Annotated in this window: 16 protein-coding genes; 2 read left to right on the top strand and 14 right to left on the bottom strand. The window is 40.8% G+C overall.

Annotated features, from left to right (window positions below; translation table 11 throughout):
* The 3 genes from yabA to tmk are packed head-to-tail and all read right to left on the bottom strand — an operon-like array spanning position 1 to position 1,856.
* Positions 1 to 318, bottom strand: coding sequence for a DNA replication initiation control protein YabA (gene yabA / locus AC4CS8_RS06455; RefSeq protein ID WP_493892456.1), 318 nt, complete (start codon positions 316 to 318; stop codon positions 1 to 3).
* A 21-nt stretch (positions 319 to 339) separates the two neighbouring features.
* Positions 340 to 1,221, bottom strand: coding sequence for a DNA polymerase III subunit delta' (locus AC4CS8_RS06460; protein ID WP_493892457.1), 882 nt, complete (start codon positions 1,219 to 1,221; stop codon positions 340 to 342).
* Positions 1,218 to 1,856, bottom strand: coding sequence for a dTMP kinase (gene tmk, locus AC4CS8_RS06465; protein ID WP_493892458.1), 639 nt, complete (start codon positions 1,854 to 1,856; stop codon positions 1,218 to 1,220). The genes AC4CS8_RS06460 and tmk overlap by 4 nt, the downstream gene beginning before the upstream one ends.
* A gap of 126 nt (positions 1,857 to 1,982) precedes the next feature.
* On the opposite strand from tmk, the gene AC4CS8_RS06470 reads away from it, so the two are divergent.
* Positions 1,983 to 2,849 carry a YitT family protein gene (locus tag AC4CS8_RS06470; protein ID WP_493892459.1) on the top strand — a complete coding sequence of 289 codons (867 nt, stop codon included), beginning with the start codon at positions 1,983 to 1,985 and terminating at the stop codon, positions 2,847 to 2,849.
* Positions 2,850 to 2,968: 119 nt separating this feature from the next.
* On the opposite strand, the gene AC4CS8_RS06475 is transcribed toward AC4CS8_RS06470, so the two are convergent.
* The 3 genes from AC4CS8_RS06475 to AC4CS8_RS06485 all read right to left on the bottom strand — a co-directional run bounded on the left by AC4CS8_RS06475 (position 2,969) and on the right by AC4CS8_RS06485 (position 5,912).
* Complete coding sequence (locus tag AC4CS8_RS06475) at positions 2,969 to 3,625, bottom strand: CBS domain-containing protein (protein ID WP_493892460.1); 657 nt, start codon at positions 3,623 to 3,625, stop codon at positions 2,969 to 2,971.
* 128 nt (positions 3,626 to 3,753) lie between these two features.
* Positions 3,754 to 4,116 (bottom strand): VOC family protein, encoded by a 363-nt coding sequence (locus AC4CS8_RS06480; protein WP_493892461.1) that lies wholly within the window; start codon positions 4,114 to 4,116, stop codon positions 3,754 to 3,756.
* 200 nt (positions 4,117 to 4,316) lie between these two features.
* A complete protein-coding gene (locus AC4CS8_RS06485; protein ID WP_493892462.1) occupies positions 4,317 to 5,912 on the bottom strand; it encodes a type I restriction-modification system subunit M in 1,596 nt (531 codons plus the stop codon).
* Positions 5,913 to 6,358: 446 nt separating this feature from the next.
* Between AC4CS8_RS06485 and AC4CS8_RS06490 the strand changes: the two genes are divergently transcribed.
* A complete protein-coding gene (locus AC4CS8_RS06490; protein ID WP_172095684.1) occupies positions 6,359 to 7,303 on the top strand; it encodes an IS30 family transposase in 945 nt (314 codons plus the stop codon).
* Positions 7,304 to 7,668: 365 nt separating this feature from the next.
* Here AC4CS8_RS06490 and AC4CS8_RS06495 read toward each other — a convergent pair whose 3' ends face one another.
* The 8 genes from AC4CS8_RS06495 to AC4CS8_RS06530 form a co-directional block, all read right to left on the bottom strand.
* Complete coding sequence (locus AC4CS8_RS06495) at positions 7,669 to 8,847, bottom strand: restriction endonuclease subunit S (RefSeq protein WP_493892463.1); 1,179 nt, start codon at positions 8,845 to 8,847, stop codon at positions 7,669 to 7,671.
* A 9-nt stretch (positions 8,848 to 8,856) separates the two neighbouring features.
* Complete coding sequence (locus AC4CS8_RS06500; RefSeq protein ID WP_493892464.1) at positions 8,857 to 9,855, bottom strand: AbiH family protein; 999 nt, start codon at positions 9,853 to 9,855, stop codon at positions 8,857 to 8,859.
* 4 nt (positions 9,856 to 9,859) lie between these two features.
* A complete protein-coding gene (locus AC4CS8_RS06505) occupies positions 9,860 to 12,808 on the bottom strand; it encodes a type I restriction endonuclease subunit R (RefSeq protein WP_493893874.1) in 2,949 nt (982 codons plus the stop codon).
* Between the two features lie 691 nt (positions 12,809 to 13,499).
* The gene (locus AC4CS8_RS06510; RefSeq protein WP_493892465.1) at positions 13,500 to 13,865 is read right to left on the bottom strand and encodes a VOC family protein; all 366 of its coding nucleotides are present in this window, start codon (positions 13,863 to 13,865) and stop codon (positions 13,500 to 13,502) included.
* Between the two features lie 707 nt (positions 13,866 to 14,572).
* Positions 14,573 to 15,283, bottom strand: coding sequence for an ABC transporter ATP-binding protein (locus AC4CS8_RS06515; protein ID WP_044766412.1), 711 nt, complete (start codon positions 15,281 to 15,283; stop codon positions 14,573 to 14,575).
* Entirely contained in the window at positions 15,283 to 16,047 is a 765-nt protein-coding gene (locus AC4CS8_RS06520; protein WP_493892466.1) for an ABC transporter ATP-binding protein, read from the bottom strand. Before AC4CS8_RS06520 ends, AC4CS8_RS06515 begins: the two co-directional genes overlap by 1 nt.
* Complete coding sequence (locus tag AC4CS8_RS06525) at positions 16,047 to 16,997, bottom strand: branched-chain amino acid ABC transporter permease (RefSeq protein WP_493892467.1); 951 nt, start codon at positions 16,995 to 16,997, stop codon at positions 16,047 to 16,049. The genes AC4CS8_RS06520 and AC4CS8_RS06525 overlap by 1 nt, the downstream gene beginning before the upstream one ends.
* 2 nt (positions 16,998 to 16,999) lie before the next feature.
* Positions 17,000 to 17,887 carry a branched-chain amino acid ABC transporter permease gene (locus AC4CS8_RS06530; RefSeq protein ID WP_125265567.1) on the bottom strand — a complete coding sequence of 296 codons (888 nt, stop codon included), beginning with the start codon at positions 17,885 to 17,887 and terminating at the stop codon, positions 17,000 to 17,002.
* Positions 17,888 to 18,013: the final 126 nt, after the last annotated feature.

Genomic DNA, 18,013 nt, shown 5'->3' on the forward strand with positions numbered 1-18,013 from the left:
CTAATCTCGATTCAATAATTCTAAACAGAACATGCAAGGACCATCCTGTTCTCTGCGCTTACCATACTCATAAGTACAAATATGAAAACCATCCTCGTAAATATTCTCTAAATTTTCTTTACCAAAATTCGAAGTCTTGACACTACTCTTTTCCTCTTTTTCCAAACGTTCACGCAACTTAGAATTTTCCAAACGAAGAGCTGTATTTTCATCAATCACTCCTTGTAAATGTTTTTTGACCGCCTCAACCTCAGCCAAAGTCATCAACAAATGTTGTGAAAAATCATCTAAAGCATCAAAAATCTCTTTCTTATCCATAGTCTCCCTTTCGTATTATTTTTAAAGCGTTAAGTATTCTAAACAATTTTGCAAACTAACATTAGCCTGCCACATCTGTTTTGCCTTTAAACAATGATTCAGTAAATTACGAGCTTTTTCATTTGTTAACTGTTCAGCTAAAAGTAAAGAAATGATGTCAAATACGCGACCTTGCTCTGCTTTTTCAGGAAGCAAGGTAACCAAGCTCCCAACTTGCAAATAGGCATCATCAGGACGAAGTAGGAGTTTATCAACAAATTTCCGCATTGAACCTAGCAATTCCATAAAAGACTTATTTTGTGATAGTTGCGTTGCTTCTTCTATACTGGAAACAAGCTGGGCTAATAAAACAGCCTGACTGCGCAATATTCCTTTTTCCTCTAGAAAACGTTCTAAAACTTGTAGATTCTTAGGAAAATGAATAATCTGTGCTCTACTTTTTATAGTGGATAATACCAAATCTTCCTGATTTGTTAAAAGAAAAATATGGATATCACTCTGAGGCTCTTCAATAACCTTCAACAATGCATTGGCAGCATTTGCATGCATTTTCTCAGCATCACGGATAATGAAAACCTGCTTGGTTGATTCAAAGCCTGATTGAGAGAAATTTTTGACCAATTCTCGGATGATATCCGTTTTGATGATATTTCCCTGCGGTGCAATAAGAGTCACATCTGCAAACTCATTATCTTCAATCAGACGACAAGAACGGCAATTTTGACAGGGAATCACACCACTTTTTTCTTGACAAAATAAGGACTGGCTGAGAAAGATAGCCATATCAAAACTAGCAAAATCACCTGAAAATAGATAGGCATGGGCCAAACGATCATGCTCTAAAGTAGTCACAAAACGCTGGAATACATTTGGTTGTAACTGTCTAAGTTCTTCAATCTTCATGTTCTTTCTGCAAACCGTTTCTTAATAACTGCCAAGGCATCTGCAACAACAACTTCTAAAGGCTGACTAGCATCAATCTTGACCATCCGCTCTGGTTCTTGCTCCAAAATACTGATATAGCCTTGACGCACTCGTTTATGCATATCTGCTTTTTCCATATCCAAACGATCTACATCACGATCAGCATTGCGGGCAATCCGAGCCAAACCTTCCTCTGCGTCAATATCAAAATAGAGCGTTAGGTCCGGTTTTAAGCCATCGGTCGCAAACTGATTGAGCCAATTAATATCCGCCACATCTAATCCACGACCAAAACCTTGATAGGCAATAGACGAGTCAATAAAGCGATCAATCAATACTAACTTCCCTTGAGCCAGAGGTGGTAAAATCTTCTCTTTCAAATGCTGACGCCGTGCGGCAATAAATAGCAAAAGCTCAGTCTTATCATCCATTGCTGTGTTTTCAGGATTCAGAATGATATTGCGAATTTCTTCTGCAATGGCTACTCCACCTGGCTCTCTTGTCGTAACAACTTCTGGTCCAAGCTCCTGCAAAGCTGGTAATAGCTCCCGCAATACCGTTGTCTTACCAGCCCCATCTGGACCTTCAAATGTAATAAAAAAACCGTTTCTCATCTTTTCCTCGCTCTTAGATAGTTACTCCATTTTACCAAAAAATAGCCAAAAAATCACTTGAAAATTGTCTTGTATTTAGTAAGAAAATCTTTTACAATTGATATATACATGAATTTGGAGATTACTATGGTGCGTTGGAAAAATATATTGTTGATTTTGATTGGTGCTGGCCTCTTCGCCTTTGGACTAAACTATTTGATAATGCCGAATCGCTTATTTGAAGGTGGTGCAACTGGTTTGACCTTGATTATTTACTACCTCTTTCATATTCAACCTTGGATAATGAATATCGTCATTAATATCCCCTTGTTTATTCTTGGTTGGAAAATTCTCGGGAAGAGATCTCTCTATCTCAGTATTTTGGGAACTTTAGCCGTCACTATTTGGCTAGCAATTTTCGAAAAAATTCATTTTTTGATCAATTTACAACAAGACTTGATACTCGTCAGTATCCTAGGTGGTATCCTTATGGGGCTAGGATTAGGAACTATCTTCAGGGCTGGGGGTACAACAGGTGGTAGTGACATTATCGCTCGAATTGCTCATAAATATACTCCATACTCCATTGGACAAATTATTTTAGCCATTGATATTCTCATCCTGACCCTCATTGTCATTGTCTTCAAGGATTTACGGACTGTATTATACACCTTAATGATGGTAGCTATCGGCTCTCGCGTTATTGACTTTGTCACTGAAGGTGGTTATGGCAGTAAAGGCGTTATGATCGTTTCACAAAAATCCGAAGAATTAGCCCAAGCGATTGATAGTGAAATCGAACGTGGCGTCACCTTTATCAAGGCACAAGGATTCTACAGCAAAAAAGATGTTAATATGATTTACTCAGTCATCTACAAAAGCCAACTCCAAGAGATGAAGGAACTCATTCGTCGCATTGATCCTCATGCATTCATCACTATTACAGATGCTCATGAAGTTCTTGGAGAAGGATTTACCTTGGATCAAGATAAGCAACCACTTGAACGAAATTAATGATAAAAACTGCAGATTTATTAGTCTGCAGTTTTCATTTTTCTACTACCATATATATCTATATTATCTACTAAAAAATTCCTGCAGATAAACAAGAAAAACCGAGAAAAACTCAGCTTTTAGATACTTTTTGCAACAGTAGGAATAAGACTATCAATTTTTAGTCCTGCTCCCTCAAATAAATTACGAACTTCTTCGACATCAACTTTGCCATCAATCTGAACTTCTATTACAACTTTGTCAGACTTAGTAGCTAATTGAACAGTTGATACGATATTGTATTCTTTATCCGCAACCAAACGAATGATTTTTTCCAACTCACCCGCCTTATTGTCAACAAGGAAACGAGCACGGACACCCTCTTCACCATAGCCTGAAACATTGAGAAAGGCTGCGAAAACATCTCGATCAGTAATGACTCCATAAAGCTGATCGTTATCCACAACTGGTAAGATACCAACCTTGTTTTTATACATGAGGTAAACAGCATCTTCAAGACTTGCATAACCTGAAACAGTGATGACATCTTTAATCATAACATCCTTAACCTTGGTCTTGTTTAGCAGATAGTTCATCTCATAGATAGACAGACTGGTTGCTTTTGATGGACTGGCTTCTGCAATAGTCCCTTCGGTCACCAAACCAACCAATTTATCATTCTCAATAACAGGCAAACGATGTAGCCCTTGCTCTCGCATCAAATCTGCCGCATGGGCAATGGTTGTATCTGGTGAAATATAGACAACCTTACGGGTCATAAAATCTTTAACAGACATAGGTATTCCTCCCTTAGCAATTCATACTTCATTATACCACAAATACGAAAACGATTTCAATATTTTATGAAAAAATATGAAAATCAGCGATAGAAAACCGCTGATAATCTCAAATATAAATAAGTATATTACCCTTTAACAGCAAAGTAGTGACCACTTGGACTTGCAAAGTTAAAGTTAGGGAATGGTTCCGCATTGACTGGACTACAAGTATCTGTCAAGCCAGCGATGCGTTCTTGAAGACCTTCAATATCGTCTGTTTCAAACAAGATACTTGGCTTCATATCGATCACTTCTGGTGATACTTGGCGAATAAACTCTTTTGCATAGACTGTAATGGTTGTCGTTGCATCTGCGTGTGGTTTCATGTCAAAGGTTTCAAAGCCCATCATCTCAGCTTCATTCAAAATCACAAAACCAGCTGCGGACCAAAAAGCCTTTTCAACAGCAACATCATCCATGGGACTGACTGCCTGACGACGTTTAGTCATTTTTTATCCTCCAAATAAAGTGATTGAGAAATATTCTCTACCTATTTATTCGAAGTTCCTAGTTATATTATAGCATTTTGGGGAACAGTTTTCAAAACCAAATAGATGAAAAAAGCAGAGCTAGTAATCCAACTCTGCTTCTCAACAAAAACATGTGTTTAGTAAGTCAGGAATAAGGTGGGTAAACTAAGTTCCTTCTCCTATTTCAACTTCTCCAGAAAAGCTGTCAGCTCTGCCTGTGCTTCTGGTGTGGTACCGACTAGCTGACCAAGCATGCTTTCAAGTTGGGCTGTGGTTGCTGCGATTTCCTTATCAGTTTGAGCAAGCTTATCCGCAAGCTCTGTTAGTGGAACAACTGGCTCTTCCTCAAAGGTATCAACATAGCGAGGGATGTTGAGGTTGTAGTCATTTTCCACAATCTCTTCAAAGCTAGCTAGGTGGGCAAACTTGTCCACATCTTGCCGGTCTTGATAAGCTTTCAAAATCTTGGCGATATGGTCATCGGTCATGATATTTTGGTTTTTTCCCTTGTCAAATTCTTTAGAAGCATCGATAAAGAGAACATCTTTACTGATGCGGTTTTTCTTGAGAATGATGACTGTGGTTGGAATGGATGTATTATAAAAGATGTTGGCTGGTAGACCAATCACGGTGTCAATGGCTCCTTCTTCTAGGAGATGCTGACGGATTTTCTGCTCTGCATTTCCCCTAAAGAGAACCCCGTGGGGAAGGACAATAGCCATAACACCCGAATGCTTGAGGTGGTAGAAACCATGTAAGAGAAAGGCGAAGTCAGCCTTGGACTTGGGTGCTAAGACACCGTAGCTAGAGAATCGTGCATCTTGCAGGAAACCAGCATCCCCACTCCACTTTTGAGAATAAGGTGGGTTCATGAGAACACCGTCAAAGTCCGTCGGCTCGGTCGTTGGCCAGTCCGCATCAAGGGTGTCCCCGACATGAAGTTTTTGGTTTTCAATGGCAACACCGTGGAGCATCATGTTCATGCGGGCCAGGTTGTAGGTCGAGGTGTTAATCTCCTGACCAAAGTAGGAAACGGTCGAAGCTTCTTTACTGTAACGCTTGGCGTTAAGAAGGAGAGAGCCAGATCCCATGGTTGGATCATAGAGGGTCATGCCCTTTTGATGCTCACGTCCGAGGAAGACAATCTGAGTCATGAGGTGGGAAACCGCTTGAGGCGTGTAGAACTCACCTGCTTTCTTACCTGAGTCGCTGGCAAACTGACCAATCAGGTATTCATAAGCATCTCCCAAAACATCTCCATCATGGTTGCTGAGGTTGAGTTCATGGAGTTCTTTAATCAGGGCTGAAATAACCTGATTCTGCTTTTGCGGTGTTGGACCCAGCTTTTTAGAATATAGGTCAATGTCTTCAAAGAGGTTTTCAAAAATCTCGTTAGACTGCTCAATGTCACGGAAGCCCTGGGCCAAATCTTCCAGCTGGAAGTTGCTGGTGTGGACTTTTGCTACCAAGGCCGTAAAGGTCAGACCAGGCTCGATAAAGTAACCCAGCTCATCATCAAGGACATCTAGTAAATCTTCCTTAACATCCGGATCCGCAAAATTTTCCTCATAGAGCGCTTGAGCCTGTGACAAACTATCAAAGGATTCATCAAGGTTGTCACACACTGCCAGAAGCAACTTGTCTGACAGGTATTTGTAGAAAATCAAGCCCAAAAGATAGGACTTATATTCGTTAGCGTCCATCTTGCCACGGAGAATATCCGCCGCATTCCAAAGGGACTGGTAGAGGGATTGTGAGTTGTTTGAATTGTTCATGTCTGTGATTCTTTCTAAAGATATGGTATAATAGATAAGTAGAGAAATATGACGGTGGTTCCAACTTTCTAACTGGAGGTGGTGCTTATGGAAATAAGTCCGAAATCTTACAGAAAGGCTAGCCTATACTTGATGGTAAGTAAACTTACTCATCAAGTAACGACAAATCCTATTCGATTTGTCTAAGGCTCGCACTAGCTCGATTTTTGAAAAATATCGTTTCAAAAATCTCACGTCGGAGGTACCTGCTCAAATTAGCATTAGTTGAACCAGTCTAATCTAATAATTCTTTATATCAAATAAAAAAACAAAAAATAAAACCGTCAATATTTTGGGACACTGACGATTTTATTTTAACCCAATTTGTAAAATTAAGCTAGACAGAAAAAGCCATCTATGTTAGGCTCAGATAAACTACCACATTTGTCTGAAAGGAACTAACATAAATGACCTATACCCATCTTACCACAAATGAGCTCGTAATGATAGAGGCATACTACCAAGAAGGCGTAAAAATTGTAGATATTATGACATCTCTGGGGAGGTCAAAGCAGACTATCTATAATGTTATCAACTTTCTCAAAGACGGCCATTCCGCCTATGACTACTACGAACGCTATATAGCCAATAAGAAACGCTGTGGTCGGAGGAAAACAAGTCTTTCGCAAGCAGAAAAAGACATTATTCAAACTCATTTGGATTTAGATTGGAGCCTTGATGTCATCAAAGGATCTTATTCGGATAACATTTCTTGCTCTATGAGAACTCTCTATCGACTGGCTGACCGTGGTATTTTCAAGAAAGAGGATTTCCCCTGGAAAGGGAAGAGAAAGCCAAATGGTCATAGTGAAAAACGAGGAAAACAAACGTTTCGCAGAGATTTACGTGAAAGGGCTGAACTCTATCCTGATTTTAATGCAGAATTTGGACACTTGGAAGGAGATACCATTGTTGGGGAAAAGCACAAAAGTGCGGTTATTACCTTGGTAGAACGCCTTTCAAAATCCATCATCACACTGAAAACCAAGGGACGAAAAGCAAGTGATATTGAGGCTGCCATCAATCAATGGCTGTCTCAACTTCCTAAACATCTCTTTAAGTCGATAACCTTTGATTGTGGGAAAGAGTTTTCTAATTGGAAGTCTATTTCGAATGCACATGACATTGATATTTTCTTTGCTGATCCAGGTTGCCCTGGGCAGCGAGGTCTAAATGAACACTCGAACGGTTTGTTAAGACGACACGGACTTCCGAAACAGATGGATTTTACTGATATTTCTCAGCAGTTTTTATCAGCTATAGCTGATAAAAGAAATAGAATCCCTAGAAAGTCTTTGAATTATCAAACACCTTACCAAGTTTTTCTGAGTTATATAAAAAGTCTAACTTAATTTGACAATTTAAATAATATAAAACAAACATTGTGAACCACCGAAATGGCTCTACTAGGAGTTGGATTGCCGTCCAACTCTTTTTCTATGCTTATTTTAACAAAATATCGTCAGTTAATCAAGATTTTTACATGATGACTTAGGGGGAGTGAAACATCTGATGAAAACAAAAAATAATCCGTCCCCACTTTCGGCAAGTTGAACGGATTATTTCTGTAAATATGAGCCACCGTCTTAAACGGTTCTACTGAGAGTTGGATTGCCGTCCAACTCTTTTTCTATGCTCATTCTATCAGAATATCAACCGTTCGTCAAGAAATATAATGGGAATTAAGAGGGCGAACCTGTCTCCCAGACAGGTTGAATTATACAAATAATTTACGGAGTAGAGTCTTTTTCATATCTTTCAAGCTAGCTAGCTTGTCCTCCACCTGAGCAATCTCTTGGTCAAGGGTTTGGAAGAAATTGCCGATAGCTTCCTGTTCGAGGAGGGAAGGGAGGGAGATTATTACTAAACTAAGAACATCTCTAGTCAGCTGTGGCTGAGCTCCTCCACTAACATATTTTTTAAAATCGTAGGCTAAAAAATTTGAATATAGAAACTTCTTATCTATGTCCATATTCTCATCCACATTAATTACCATTGAATTCCCAGTAATCCAAACTGGTGCCTTAACAAAGTTAGGTGTCCCAGTTCCTTCACCTCGAGCAGATATTGTCACTTGATCTGTGACATGATTACAATCCGAATAATAGCCAATATAACCATTTGCACCAAATACAGGTATCCCTTCTTCGATTAAATCGCCCCCAGTAATGGTTTGAGGTTGATACATTTTTGCAACCTCCCCTAACTTCACTTCTTCCCAGTCGTCTTCAAAGCCTTGGAAGCGGAGGGCTGGTTTGGTTTGTCCCTTAGCTGGAAAGAGGAGTTTGAGATAGGTCTTCTTCTGCTCCTTGAGCGTGTCCAACTTACGCTGATGAAGGGTGATATGGCGGTCCAGGGTGGAGAAGAAGGTACCTATGGCGGATTGTTCGTTCTCATTTGGGATTGAGATTTCAAGTTCCATCATTTTTGTTTTTGAAATATTATACCTAGAAATTCCTTGTGCCAAAAATGATATTTTCCTTCTCATTCCTGACGAACGTAGCAAATAAGCAAGGTAATACGGGTTAACTTTCTTAACTGGTCTAAAACCAAAACAAAAGCTATTCAAATAAGTATTTTCAGTATTTCCCAGCCATACTGATGACATCCCAACTTCTTCAGGAGTTTCGGAAGATGTTGTAAATAAGACATCTCCATACCGAACAGTATTCTGACTTTCATCAATCTCTACTGCTTCGACCATTTCTGGTAAACTAATAGGATTTGAAAAAACATTCATATAAGTAACAAATCTTCCGTCACCGTGTCCAAAATCATCCTTAGTTTTTCCAGATAAGCCTGTATAAGTATTTCCAATTTCTCCAAGTGGACGCAGTTCCCAAGCGTCAGTGTAGCCTTGGAAACGATAGGCTGGGATATTGTTGTTTGTTTTCATTTAATCTCCTTACACTATTATATTTGTATTGGTATCAATAAACCTCAATTGGTGGGCATTCTTAGCTCCCCAAGATTGTAAAGTTCGTTTGATATTACGTTCCTTTTCTTCGCTATATTTGTAGTTATCGATGAAAATATCCACCTGAGGTACACGTTTAAATATTTCCTCAAAGTATGGTCTATCTACTGTATTGCTATCCTCAAGATTAAAACCAATTACATAGAGTTCTTTAACATCTTTTAAGCCATCAAAAAACATCTGATGATTGTTTAACTGCTCGATGACTGGTTTTTTTAGTGCATTTTGTAATCTATTCATCGAATAAGTTAAATCCCTATAAAATTCTGGTTCTTCATCTGGTAGAAATCTATGACCGTGACCATAAATAAATGGCTCATCAACTATACTACCATGAATATGACAAATTCTTTCCTCCGATATTTGATATACTTCCTCTAATACCATCGTGTAATTAAACGTTAAGAAAAGACTATTTTTATTATTAAGAATTGTTTTTTTAATAGGCTGAAGTCCAAGGTATTGCTCAGTATCAGGTAATGATTGAACCCAGTTTGGAAATAAGTCGTCCTTTAGAGGGAGTATTGCTTCTAGTAGCGAGTTATTCAAGTCTTCTAAATAATACCGATTTTGAAAATGATCAAAGTCACCATCTTTATCATAAAAAGTATTAACATCAATCTCTAAGTCAACTATCTCTCCAAGTGAGGATTCAAAATTATGCCAATCACCTTCAGTTAATTGAGATACCAATCGGAAAAAGAACTTAAAAATATCATCTTTCAGAAATTCTTCTCCACCATCGGGTATAGTCATTGACTGCGGTAATAAAAAATCACTAATAAAATACGCTTCTGCTTCAAACTCATTTCTTTCAGTTTCTGTTAACTCTAATTGATCTAAAATCCATCTTTTGAAATCATAATAACTAGTTGGCAATCCATGTGCCAGATCAAACCCATTTCCAATAATAAATAGTTTATCCATCTTTCTACCTCCCCCTCAATGGCAGGATTTCTTCCGCAATCATGTTCATATAGTCCTCTTTGAGGGCTTTTTTGTATTTGAGCTTGTTGAGGGCTTGGTCGCCCTTGTTTTCCTTGTAGCTGGTATAATCGTAGGTATCAACCAGGGCTTTTTCGCCGATTTGCTTGTCCTTGCCGACTCGGTAGTTGTCCACGATAAACTGGAGTTCGTCTTCGCCAACACACCAATCTCGTGCTGTGGATACGACTTGCTCACGGATGGTTAGGTCAATCATCTCGTCTAGCTTGTGGGCGATGGATTGGCCCTTGTAATCTTGAGTATTGGTCTGGGCTTCCTGCCAGATTTTGGAGATGAGTTGGGAAAGTTTTGGATTGGTCTTGTCTAAGTCAGCGATGTAGTTGTCCACCATCTTTTTCTCCTTATCAGGAATAACTTGATTTTTACTGTCAATCAGGTTCTGGATAAGAGAGATGATATAGTGGTAGTTGATTTCATCCGTACGGACAGACTCCAGCTCGTATTCAATATCAAAAGGCGTATCTTCTATGCCCTCGTCATCCTTCCTCCGTCTGCGGAGTTCTTCGATGACATTTTGGTATTGTCCAGAAAAATTCTCAATATCCTCCAGACTAAGCCCGATTTCCTTGAGCAGGTCCTCTTGCTCGTAGTCGGCATAGACCTGGACGGAGGCAAAGAGCTTGTCAAATTCCTGAAAGGCCTTGGCAAAGCGTTTCAACTCGGCATCACTGCTGGCATCCAGGTCTGGCACCATTTCAGGGCTTGGGGCAATAGCCAGCAACTGCTGAACTTTTTCCTTGAACTTGGCTTTTTCTTCCAACCAAGTCGGAGCCAGCACCGCAAACTCGCCACCATTTGAGTAAAGACTGAGGGCTTCGTCAACCTTTTCCTTGAATTTATTAGGTGTTTGAAATGAAACTACTTGGCCAAACTTCTTGCCCTCGTCAAAGAGTCGGTTGGTTCGTGAAAAGGCTTGAATGATGTGCTGGGGTTTCATAGGCTGTCTGTCCATGAAAATGGTAGACAAGCACGGAGCATCAAATCCCGTCAAGAGGCGATCCACTACAATAACCAAGTCCAACTGCTCCTCACGGAAGGCATACTTATCTTTTTTGCGTGCCAAGCGTTCATTGAGGTCAGTATTGTAGGAACCAAGGGTTGCCAGAGTGAAATGCGTACCAAACATAGCATTGTAGTCGTCCAAACTCTTGCTCATGTAGTCTTGATTAGCAAAGGAAGACTCTTCATTTTCAGATACTGAGTATGTGATGGCAACTTTTGGAAAATCAGGCAAGACTTTTTTGACTGATTCCGAAATTGTCAGGCTCTTCTGTCCAGCCTTGACTTCCTGTATCAAGTCATAGTAGGCTTGGGCACGGGCGATGGACTTGACAGTCAGTAGGCCCTCGTAGGTTTTCCCTACACCGTTTTGGAAACCAAGTTTGCGTTTGGATTTGTTTAAAATAGCATCCAACACCGTCAGCATGTGACGTTCATCGTCGTAAAACTCGTCTTCGATTTCATCCTCAGCCCATCCAGGCATGGTGGTCTGGTATTCCACTTGGAAACCAAGAACAGCTCGGTCATGGATGGCTTCTTTAACCGTGTATTCATGGAGACATGGCCCATACTGTTCTTCTGTCGTCTGGGCTAAATCACCTTTTTGTTCTCGCTTGTTCTCCTTGAAAATAGGAGTACCTGTAAAGCCATACCAGAGTGAGTTAACAAAGAATTGTTCCAAAATCCGCTGGCGTTCTGGGGTGATAGCCCGGTGGCATTCGTCCACAACAAAGGCTAGATTCAGATTCTTAACACGTTGGTGGAATTTCTCATGAAGCCCCTCTTCAAATTGACGCAGGAGGGTATTGAGTTTCTGGATGGTTGTGACCACGACACGACGGTCTTCTGAAGACAGATTTTTCAACAAGTGCTGGGTATCGTCCGTCTGGTCAATATCTATCATGTCATTTTCCGCGTAGGATAGAAAGGCAGAGGTAGTCTGCTGGTCAAGGTCTGTCCTATCTATGACAAAAATGGTCTTCTCAATGGATGGAATTTGCAGGAGATTGCGAGCCACCTTGTAGGAAGTCAGGGTCTTACCTGAACCAGTCGTGTGCCAGATATAGCCCGACTGACGAAGACGACTAGCTTCTCGGATGGCTTCGATGGCATGGATCTGATAGGGACGAAGCAGGATAAGGGCTTTTTTGTCGTCGTCAATCACCGAAAATTGCATGACCAATTGGTGAGCCATCGGGATGGAAAGGACCTCTCTGGCAAAGTCAAAGAGATGGGGTTGAGCTTGGTTATGCTTGTCTACCCACTTGGTCAAAAAGCGGTCGTTGAGTTTGGATTCCTTGGCTGCTGCTATGTAGCGGGTTTCCGTGATGTTAGACACTACAAACATCTGCAGGCTTGAAAAGATACCCTTAAACTGACCTTCTTGCTCGTATTTGCGAATCTGACGGAAGGCATCCATATAGGGATGGGAACGGCTCTTGAGTTCAATCTGAATCATGGGAAGACCGTTGATTAAGAGGGTCACATCACCCCGTCTTTGTCTGGCAGCATCGCCACCTGTCACAACTTGGTTGACAACCTCATAACTGGACTTGCCTCCTGCGACATTGTGCCGCCAGATAACCTCTAGTCGGATGGTGCCCAGACTAGCATCTTCCCGCTGGACTTGGACCTTGGCAATACCATTCTCACCTGCCAGCCACTTGGCTGCTTCGTAGAAATTGACAAAGTTGAGCTGGTTCTTGATTTGGTGCTTTTCTTGGTCTGTCAGAGGATGGTCAGCTAGGTGGCGGACGTTATTGGCCTCTAGCTTGGCGAAAAAGTTGGACCAAAGGAGTTCTTCACTATTGAGTTCAGGACGGTAGACCCACTGACTCTCTCCGCTAGTCAGATGGCGGATGAGTTCGTCTTCCATCTGCACTTCATTGGCTGGCTTTTTAGTCTGATAAACAGCTTGAGGCTCAACCAATTCCCGCTGACCAGGCAACAAGCGTAAGCTAACTTGAAAATCTTTTAAGTCCTCTTCATTGACCTTTTGCAAGAGTTTGTGGAGATGCTTACGGAAACCGATTAACTGACCATGGGCATCTGCCAATTTCTGCTCGGCTTGGGCATAGTGGTCAGGCTTACGCTTGATGTCCAGATACCCTTTGACAATATCGGTCAGGCGGGCTTGTTCCACTTGGTAAACAGCCTCCAACTCTAAGGCATTGTCCTGTCTTTCTAGTTTTTCCAGCAAGCCTGTTTGGTATTCCTCTATGGCTCTCATTTCTTCCAAGAGCTCTGGTGCATAGACTGGTATGTCTAGCATAAGTTGTTTCCAAGTCATCTAGACACCAGCCTTTCGATAACGCAAAAAGCCTGCCAAGACTGGCAGGTTTCGTTTACTATAGAATTGAGCAAGTGTTTTAGATTGCTTTGATATATATATATATATATATGCAAATCTGTTTAGAAGTTTCATATCTCTCTCCTAAAATACAAATAGGTATTATTAGAATAATTTTATCATATTATGGTTCAAAAATACATACTATCTTATGCAATTCTGTGAAATCGTAAAAAAAATCAGTGATAAAGACCACTGATTTTGGAGTTCTGTATTCCTATCCCTTCACTGCAAAGTAATGACCACTTGGACTTGCAAAGTTAAAGTTAGGGAAAGGCTCCGCATTGACTGGACTACAAGTATCTGTCAAACCAGCGATGCGTTCTTGAAGACCATCAATATCATCTGTTTCAAACAAGATACTTGGCTTCATATCGATCACTTCTGGTGATACTTGGCGAATGAATTCATTGGCGTAAATAGTGATGGTTGTCGTTGCTTCTGGATGTGGCTTCATATCAAAAGTTTCATACCCCATCATCTCAGCTTCATTCAAAATCACAAAACCCGCCGCTTTCCAAAATGTCTTTTCAGCAGCAACATCATCCACATAAAACATCAATCCAAATTCTTTGGTAAACATCATAAACTCCTTTACATTATGAAAAGTAGGATTCAAAAAAATTCCACCTTAATGATTCGATTTGCTCTACTGTCTTAGCATTTTCTTTACTGTAAAATATAGTTCTTTCTAATGACTCTCTTCTTACTAATCGACTTCACTTTTTAAAGATAAATTCTTTGTCAAACCAAGCAAATAGTGAACGGACCTACCAATTAAGAACTTGTATTCACAGTAATGATAAGCAACTACCTCTTGACGATTTGCTAAAGAAAGCACAGCGGTCAAAATGATGACGAGTAATAAACCACTCAGTGTTCATTTCTGTTTCATCCCATCTCCTTTTCTACTATGACAGTCTAGCATATGAAGACAAACTTGGCAAGGAAGTCAACTTTCACGATGGAGAATAGAATATAAAACCAGATTGATTACCGCAACTTCCTTTTCCAGATTAACACAGCCCAATCTTGATATAAAGAAAACTGCCTACCGGCAGTTCCCATTTCCAACCTAAAAAGGTCCCCCGGAACTTGATATAAAGAAAACCGCTTGCCAGCGGTTCTCATTTCCGACCTAAAACAACCCGTCAGGGTTACGAACAAACCAGCAACGTACATTGCTGGTTTTCCTATTTCCGACCTAAAAAGGTCCCAAAAATGAATAAAAGGAAAGACCGTCTGCCGACGGTCCCTATTTCCGACCTAAAACAACCCGTCAGGGTTGTTTTAGCCACCCAGATATGCTTTTTTGACTTCTTCTGAGGCGAGGAGTTCTTTTCCTGTTCCTGAGAGGACGACTTTTCCTGTTTCTAGGACATAACCGCGATCTGCAATTGCAAGGGCTTTGTTGGCATTTTGTTCAATCAAGAGGACGGTTGTCCCTTGTTTTTGGATATCTTGAATGATATCGAAAATTTCTTGAATGAAGATTGGTGCCAAGCCCATTGATGGTTCATCGAGTAGCAAGAGTTTTGGTTGGCTCATAAGAGCACGTCCCATCGCCAACATCTGTTGTTCACCACCTGAAAGGGTTGCAGCATCTTGGTTTTTCCGCTCTTCCAAGCGTGGAAAACGAGAGAAGATTTTCTTCAAATTTGCCTGATTTTCTTCACGATTATTTCGAAGAAATGCTCCCATTTCCAAGTTTTCCATAACAGTCAAGCCCGCAAAGACATGACGACCTTCTGGAACTTGTGACAAGCCATCTGCTACGATTTTACGAGCAGGTACTTTTTGAATTTCATTGCCGAGGAATGAAATAGTACCAGCTGATGGACGAACAAGTCCTGAAATAGTTCGAAGAATAGAGGTTTTACCAGCACCATTGGCACCGATTAGCGTAACAACTTCTCCTTCATTAACCTCAAAGCTGACATCTTTAACAGCTTCGATCACACCGTAGTTAACGGAAAGATTTTTTACTTCTAACATTGCCATTATGCTTCACCTCCAAGGTAGGCTTCAATTACACGCTTGTTATTACGGATTTCTTCTGGCGTACCATGGGCAATCAAGCGACCGTACTCCAATACATAAATGCGCTCCGTCACTTCCATAACCAAGCTCATATCGTGTTCTATCAGGATAATGGTAATGCCAAATTCTTCCTTGATTTTACGGATGAGTTGGGTCAATTCTGCCGTTTCCTGCGGGTTCATGCCAGCCGCTGGCTCATCCAAGAAAAGAATTTTTGGCTCGGTCGCAAGGGCACGAACGATTTCCAAACGACGTTGTTGACCATATGGAAGGTTTTTAGCCAACGTGTCTGCATCGCCATCCAAATCAAAGATTTTTAAAAGTTCTATTGCTTTTTCTTTCAAACTCTCTTCATTTTTGTAGAAAGCTGGCAAGCGAAGGAAACTTGCAAAGACATGAGCCTTCCCATGATTTCCCAATCCGATCAAAACATTTTCCAAAACAGTCATATTCTTAAAGAGACGGATATTTTGGAAAGTACGTGCCAATCCTAAGGCTGCAATCTTAGAGGGAGCTTTGCCATTTAAGACTTTTCCTGCCAGAGTAATCGTGCCCTCGCTTGGCTCATAGACGCCGGTCAGCAAGTTAAAGAGAGTCGTCTTACCCGCACCGTTTGGCCCAATCAAACCGACCAACTCGCCTTCATGTAGCTCCATGGTCACATCGCCAACCGCAGTCAAACCACCGAAGTTTTTTGTTAATTTTTCTACTGTAAGAAGTGCCATTAGTTAGCCTCCTTTTTCTTTTTGAACAAGCCTGAAAAGCTGAGTTCTTTTGTTCCCAAAAGACCACCTGGACGGAAAATCATCAGGAGAATCAAGGCTAGGGAATAGATAATCATGGAAATATCTGCGTAGCTCTTGAGGAAGACGTTGAGAATACCAAGAACAATCGCAGCCACGAAGGTTCCTGTGATAGAGCCTAGACCACCAAGTACGATGATAATCAAGACATTAACAGAAGCCATGAAAGCAAAGTCTTTCGGCACAATTGTTCCAACATAACCTGCGTGCAAACCACCTGCAATCGCTGCTGTCATAGCACCGATAACAAAAGCAGTTACCTTGACTGCTGTTGGATTCACACCAACGGATTCCGCCGCAATCTCATCCTCACGCACTGAAATAGTTGAGCGACCGATTGGACTACGTAAGAAATTGACTGTCAAAATGGTTGTAATCACTACAAATACATACACTAATTGCCAGTTTGTAAAGAGGGGAATAGACATGATACCCGCAGCACCATTTGTCAATTCACCACCGTTGATAATCAAGATACGGATAATCTCTGCCACCCCAAGGGTCGCAATAGCCAAGTAGTCACCTTTCAAACGAAGAGTCGGCAAACCAACCAAGAGGGCCACCAAACCAGCCAAGACCATTCCGACAATCAAAGCAAGAGCAAAACCGCCATAAGATGGCAACATTTTCCCGATGACACCAACAGAGTAAGCACCAATCGCCATGAAGCCTGCATGCCCTAGTGAGAATTGACCAGAAAAACCAACAATCAGGTTAAGACCTACTGCAAGAATAATGTTAATACCGATTTGTTGCACAATCTGAACATAGTAAAAATTCAAAACACCCGCTGCAATCAAACCTTGAATGATTCCAAAGCCAGCCAATAAGAAGGCAAGCCAAATCAAATTTACTTTTAGATTTTCTTTCATGCTTACACCTTCTCTTTCACGTTCTTACCAAGAATACCACTTGGTCTTACAAGGAGAATAATAATCAATACAATATAAACAATGGCATCACGGAAAGTATCTAAGCCAACTACATACGTTAAGGTTTCAATAATACCGATAACAAAACCACCTAGAGCTGCACCAGGAATAATACCAATACCACCCAATACTGCTGCGACAAAGGCTTTAATACCTGGCGTCATTCCCATCAATGGCTCAATTTGGTTATAGTACATTCCCAAAAGAACACCTGCCGCACCTGCCAAGGCTGATCCCAAAGCAAAGGTAAAACTGATGGTCCGATTGACGTTAATCCCCATAAGTTGTGCCGCGTCACTGTCTACAGATACTGCACGCATGGCTTTCCCCATTTTTGTCTTTTTAACAATTAATTGTAGAGCGACCATAAGAATGAGTGAAACTCCTAAAATCATCAACTGGATATTAGATACTGACACTGGGCCTAAATCAAATTTTACAGTCTCAATCGCTTGTGGAAAGGCTTTGACATCTGCTGTGAAGAAATATACCATTGTGTATTCAAGGAAGAAGGAAACCCCAATAGCTGTAATCAAGGCTGCAATTCGAGTTGAATTCCGTAAAGGTCGGTAAGCCAAAAATTCAATGACAACACCTAAGATAGCCGTTCCAACCATCGATAGAATTAGGGCAATAAAGAATCGCAATCCACCATTCTCAATAAAGGTCAATTGATTGAGGAAATAATATCCCATAAAAGCCCCCATCATATAAAGGTCTCCATGGGCAAAGTTAATGAGTTTGATAATTCCGTACACCATGGTATAACCAAGTGCCAAGAGGGCATAGACAGAACCGAGAATCAAACCATTGACGAGTTGTTGAAGCATGTGTTCACCAAACTTTCTAATGTATTCGTTCTATTGTATTAAATTTTCTGAAAAGTTGCAAGGACACCTCCCCTTTAACAAGGGAAAAGAGGCTGAGACAAAAGTCCAGGCCTCTCCTATAATCCT

This window comes from Streptococcus sp. NSSLK0004 (assembly GCF_059039125.1).

What these genes read in the sequence shown, in the direction of transcription:
- tmk (WP_493892458.1), bottom strand. Translation starts at nt 1,856, where the DNA reads ATGAGAAACGGTTTTTTTATTACATTTGAAGGTCCAGATGGGGCTGGT.
- AC4CS8_RS06530 (WP_125265567.1), bottom strand. Translation starts at nt 17,887, where the DNA reads ATGCTTCAACAACTCGTCAATGGTTTGATTCTCGGTTCTGTCTATGCC.
- AC4CS8_RS06480 (WP_493892461.1), bottom strand. Translation starts at nt 4,116, where the DNA reads ATGACTAAACGTCGTCAGGCAGTCAGTCCCATGGATGATGTTGCTGTT.
- AC4CS8_RS06505 (WP_493893874.1), bottom strand. Translation starts at nt 12,808, where the DNA reads ATGGAAGACGAACTCATCCGCCATCTGACTAGCGGAGAGAGTCAGTGG.
- AC4CS8_RS06520 (WP_493892466.1), bottom strand. Translation starts at nt 16,047, where the DNA reads ATGGCACTTCTTACAGTAGAAAAATTAACAAAAAACTTCGGTGGTTTG.
- AC4CS8_RS06510 (WP_493892465.1), bottom strand. Translation starts at nt 13,865, where the DNA reads ATGTTTACCAAAGAATTTGGATTGATGTTTTATGTGGATGATGTTGCT.
- AC4CS8_RS06490 (WP_172095684.1), top strand. Translation starts at nt 6,359, where the DNA reads ATGACCTATACCCATCTTACCACAAATGAGCTCGTAATGATAGAGGCA.
- yabA (WP_493892456.1), bottom strand. Translation starts at nt 318, where the DNA reads ATGGATAAGAAAGAGATTTTTGATGCTTTAGATGATTTTTCACAACAT.
- AC4CS8_RS06470 (WP_493892459.1), top strand. Translation starts at nt 1,983, where the DNA reads ATGGTGCGTTGGAAAAATATATTGTTGATTTTGATTGGTGCTGGCCTC.
- AC4CS8_RS06515 (WP_044766412.1), bottom strand. Translation starts at nt 15,283, where the DNA reads ATGGCAATGTTAGAAGTAAAAAATCTTTCCGTTAACTACGGTGTGATC.
- AC4CS8_RS06500 (WP_493892464.1), bottom strand. Translation starts at nt 9,855, where the DNA reads ATGGATAAACTATTTATTATTGGAAATGGGTTTGATCTGGCACATGGA.
- AC4CS8_RS06485 (WP_493892462.1), bottom strand. Translation starts at nt 5,912, where the DNA reads ATGAACAATTCAAACAACTCACAATCCCTCTACCAGTCCCTTTGGAAT.
- AC4CS8_RS06495 (WP_493892463.1), bottom strand. Translation starts at nt 8,847, where the DNA reads ATGAAAACAAACAACAATATCCCAGCCTATCGTTTCCAAGGCTACACT.
- AC4CS8_RS06525 (WP_493892467.1), bottom strand. Translation starts at nt 16,997, where the DNA reads ATGAAAGAAAATCTAAAAGTAAATTTGATTTGGCTTGCCTTCTTATTG.
- AC4CS8_RS06460 (WP_493892457.1), bottom strand. Translation starts at nt 1,221, where the DNA reads ATGAAGATTGAAGAACTTAGACAGTTACAACCAAATGTATTCCAGCGT.
- AC4CS8_RS06475 (WP_493892460.1), bottom strand. Translation starts at nt 3,625, where the DNA reads ATGTCTGTTAAAGATTTTATGACCCGTAAGGTTGTCTATATTTCACCA.